Consider the following 4312-nt stretch of genomic DNA (forward strand, 5'->3'; position numbering starts at 1 on the left):
GCGCCCCGTCCGCAGGGCGCCCCGCGTCCCGGCGGCCCGGGTGCTCCCGGCGCCGGTCCCCGTCCCCAGGCGCCCGGCGGCCAGGGCGGCGGCGGTCCGCGTCCGCAGGCTCCGGGCGGTCCCCGTCCGACCCCGGGCTCGATGCCGCGTCCGCAGGGCGGTCCGCGTCCCGGCCCGGCCGGTCCGCGTCCGAACCCCGGCATGATGCCGCAGCGTCCCGCTGCCGGCCCGCGTCCGGGCGGTGGCCCCGGCGGTCGCGGCCCCGGTGCCGGCGGGCGTCCGGGTGGCGGCGGCGGTCGTCCCGGTGGCGGCGGCTTCGCCGGCCGTCCCGGTGGCGGCGGCGGTGGCTTCGCCGGCCGTCCGGGTGCTCCCGGTGGCGCTGGCGGCGGTTTCGCCGGCCGTCCGGGTGGTCCCGGCGGTGGCGGCGGTGGCCGTCCCGGCTTCGGTGGTCGCCCCGGCGGTCCCGGTGGCCGTGGTGGCACGCAGGGCGCCTTCGGCCGTCCCGGCGGTCCCGCGCGTCGTGGCCGCAAGTCGAAGCGGCAGCGTCGCCAGGAGTACGAGGCCATGCAGGCCCCGAGCGTCGGCGGCGTGATGCTGCCGCGCGGCAACGGCGAGACCATCCGTCTCTCCCGCGGCGCGTCGCTCACCGACTTCGCGGAGAAGATCAACGCCAACCCGGCGTCGCTCGTCGCGGTCATGATGAACCTCGGCGAGATGGTCACCGCGACCCAGTCCGTCTCCGACGAGACCCTCCAGCTCCTCGCCGACGAGATGAACTACACGGTTCAGATCGTCAGCCCGGAGGAGGAGGACCGCGAGCTGCTCGAGTCCTTCGACATCGAGTTCGGTGAGGACGAGGGCTCCGAGGAGGACCTGGTCGTCCGTCCGCCGGTCGTGACCGTCATGGGTCACGTCGACCACGGTAAGACCCGCCTGCTCGACGCCATCCGCAAGACCAACGTCATCGCGGGCGAGGCCGGCGGCATCACCCAGCACATCGGTGCCTACCAGGTCGCGACCCAGGTCAACGACGAAGAGCGCAAGATCACCTTCATCGACACCCCGGGTCACGAGGCGTTCACCGCCATGCGTGCCCGTGGTGCCAAGTCGACCGACATCGCGATCCTGGTCGTCGCGGCCAACGACGGCGTCATGCCGCAGACGGTCGAGGCGCTCAACCACGCCAAGGCGGCCGACGTGCCGATCGTGGTCGCGGTCAACAAGATCGACGTCGAGGGTGCCGACCCGACCAAGGTGCGCGGTCAGCTGACCGAGTACGGCCTGGTGGCCGAGGAGTACGGCGGCGACACCATGTTCGTCGACATCTCCGCCAAGCAGGGTCTGCACATCGACTCGCTGCTGGAGGCCGTGATCCTCACGGCCGACGCCTCGCTCGACCTGCGGGCCAACCCGAACCAGGACGCGCAGGGCATCTCGATCGAGTCCCGTCTCGACCGCGGCCGCGGTGCCGTGGCGACGGTCCTCGTCCAGCGAGGCACGCTGCGGGTCGGCGACACGATGGTCGTGGGCGACGCCTACGGCCGTGTGCGCGCCATGCTCGACGACAACGGCAACAACGTCGCCGAGGCCGGCCCGTCGACGCCGGTGCAGGTCCTGGGCCTCACCAACGTCCCGGGTGCGGGCGACAACTTCCTGGTGGTCGACGAGGACCGTACGGCCCGTCAGATCGCCGAGAAGCGCGCCGCCCGCGAGCGCAACGCGGCCTTCGCGAAGCGCACGCGCCGCGTCTCCCTCGAGGACCTGGACAAGGTGCTCAAGGCCGGCGAGGTCCAGCAGCTGAACCTGATCATCAAGGGTGACGCCTCCGGTTCGGTCGAGGCCCTCGAGTCCTCGCTGCTCCAGCTGGACGTCGGCGAAGAGGTCGACATCCGCGTCCTGCACCGCGGCGTCGGTGCGGTCACGGAGTCCGACATCGACCTGGCCATGGGCTCCGACGCCATCGTCATCGGCTTCAACGTCCGCGCGGCCGGCCGCGCGGCGCAGATGGCCGAGCGCGAGGGCGTGGACGTCCGGTACTACTCGGTCATCTACCAGGCGATCGAGGAGATCGAGGCGGCCCTGAAGGGCATGCTCAAGCCGGAGTACGAAGAGGTCGAGCTGGGCACGGCGGAGATCCGCGAGGTCTTCAAGTCGTCCAAGCTGGGCAACATCGCCGGTGTGCTCATCCGGTCCGGCGAGGTCCGCCGCAACACCAAGGCCCGCCTCATCCGGGACGGCAAGGTGGTCGCGGAGAACCTCAACATCGAGGGCCTGCGTCGCTTCAAGGACGACGTCACCGAGATCCGCGAAGGCTTCGAGGGTGGTATCAACCTCGGCAACTTCAACGACATCAAGGTCGACGACGTCATCGCGACGTACGAGATGCGCGAGAAGCCGCGCGCGTAAGCGCTAGCGCCTGACAGTGGCCGACGGGACATTTCTCCCGTCGGCCACTGCGGCGTGCGCACGGGGGGCGCGGGGAGCCGGGGCGCAGCCCCGGCAAATCCGGTCGAGCCGGAGGCAACCGCGCGGTACCGTTCTTGATGTCCCTGCCCGAACGGCAGGGCCATCGATCCCGTACCGGCGGGTGAACCGGTTACACATGTATGTGGGGACGCTGTCCTTCGACCTCCTCCTCGGCGACGTACGGTCGCTGAAGGAGAAGCGCTCCGTCGTCCGCCCGATCGTCGCCGAGCTCCAGCGCAAGTACGCGGTGAGCGCGGCCGAGGTGGACCATATGGACCTCCACCGGCGGGCCGTGATCGGCCTGGCCGTGGTGTCCGGCGACGCGGGGCACCTCACCGACGTGCTGGACCGGTGCGAGCGGCTGGTCGCCGGGCGCCCCGAGGTGGAGCTGCTGTCGGTACGGCGGCGCTTCCACGGGGACGACGACTGACGGCACGACGACCCAGCCAGAGAACGTAAGAAGAAGAAAGAACGGGAGACGGACCAGTGGCCGACAACGCGCGGGCTAAGAGGCTGGCGGACCTCATCCGAGAGGTGGTGGCCCAGAAGCTGCAGCGCGGGATCAAGGACCCGCGGCTCGGCTCGCACGTCACCATCACGGACACCCGGGTGACGGGCGATCTGCGGGAGGCGACCGTCTTCTACACCGTGTACGGGGACGACGAGGAGCGCGCGGCCGCCGCCGCCGGACTGGAGAGCGCCAAGGGCGTCCTGCGCTCCGAGGTCGGCAAGGCGGCCGGGGTGAAGTTCACCCCGACCCTCACCTTCGTCGCCGACGCCCTGCCGGACACCGCCCGCACCATCGAGGACCTCCTCGACAAGGCGCGGCAGTCCGACGCGGCGGTGCGCGAGGCCGCCTCCGGCGCGCAGTACGCCGCCGGAGCCGACCCGTACAGGAAGCCGGGCGACGACGAGGACGACATCGCCGAATGAACCGCAAGCCCACCCCGCCCGACGGCCTGGTCATCGTCGACAAGCCGTCGGGCTTCACTTCGCACGACGTCGTGGCCAAGATGCGCGGCATCGCGAAGACCCGGCGGGTCGGACACGCCGGAACCCTCGATCCCATGGCGACCGGCGTCCTCGTCCTCGGTGTCGAGCGCGCCACCAAGCTCCTGGGGCACCTCGCCCTGACCGAGAAGGAGTACCTGGGCACCATCCGCCTGGGCCAGACCACGGTCACGGACGACGCCGAGGGCGAGATCACCTCCGTCACGGACGCCTCCCAGGTCACCCGGGACGCCATCGACACCGGCATCGCCAAGCTGACCGGCGACATCATGCAGGTGCCGTCCAAGGTCAGCGCCATCAAGATCGACGGCGTGCGGTCGTACAAGCGGGCCCGCGAGGGCGAGGAGTTCGACATCCCCGCCCGCCCGGTCACCGTCCGGTCCTTCGCGGTGTACGACGTCCGGGACGCCGTCGCCGAGGACGGCACGCCCGTGCTCGACCTGGTGGTGTCGGTGGTCTGCTCCTCCGGCACCTACATCCGCGCCCTCGCCCGTGACCTGGGCGCCGACCTGGGCGTCGGCGGCCACCTCACGGCGCTGCGCCGGACCCGCGTCGGGCCGTACAAGCTGGACGCCGCGAAGACGCTCGACCAGCTCCAGGAGGAGCTGACCGTCATGCCGATCGCCGAGGCCGCCACGGCCGCGTTCCGGCGCTGGGACGTGGACGCCAAGCGGGCCCGGCTGCTCGTCAACGGCGTCCGGCTGGAGATGCCCGAGGAGTACGCGGGCGCCGGCGCGGTCGCCGTCTTCGACCCCGAGGGCCGCTTCCTGGCGCTGGTCGAGGAGCACCGGGGCAAGGCCAAGAGCCTGGCCGTCTTCGGCTGACCGCTCCACGG

Annotated in this window: 4 protein-coding genes; all 4 read left to right on the forward strand. The window is 71.6% G+C overall.

All coding sequences use genetic code 11. The features are described 5' to 3' along the window. A partial coding sequence (gene infB / locus CCN42_RS35360; RefSeq protein ID WP_086741460.1) for a translation initiation factor IF-2 occupies window positions 1-2406 on the forward strand: 2406 nt, incomplete at its 5' end. 196 nt (window positions 2407-2602) lie between these two features. Further along, window positions 2603-2896 (forward strand): DUF503 domain-containing protein, encoded by a 294-nt coding sequence (locus CCN42_RS35365; protein WP_086173326.1) that lies wholly within the window; start codon window positions 2603-2605, stop codon window positions 2894-2896. 56 nt (window positions 2897-2952) lie between these two features. Then, complete coding sequence (rbfA, locus tag CCN42_RS35370) at window positions 2953-3399, forward strand: 30S ribosome-binding factor RbfA (protein ID WP_086173327.1); 447 nt, start codon at window positions 2953-2955, stop codon at window positions 3397-3399. After that, a complete protein-coding gene (truB, locus tag CCN42_RS35375) occupies window positions 3396-4301 on the forward strand; it encodes a tRNA pseudouridine(55) synthase TruB (RefSeq protein ID WP_086173328.1) in 906 nt (301 codons plus the stop codon). The genes rbfA and truB overlap by 4 nt, the downstream gene beginning before the upstream one ends. The last annotated feature ends 11 nt before the right edge of the window (window positions 4302-4312 follow it).

Source organism: Streptomyces glaucescens, from assembly GCF_002154375.1.
In the GTDB taxonomy this organism is placed as follows: domain Bacteria; phylum Actinomycetota; class Actinomycetes; order Streptomycetales; family Streptomycetaceae; genus Streptomyces; species Streptomyces glaucescens.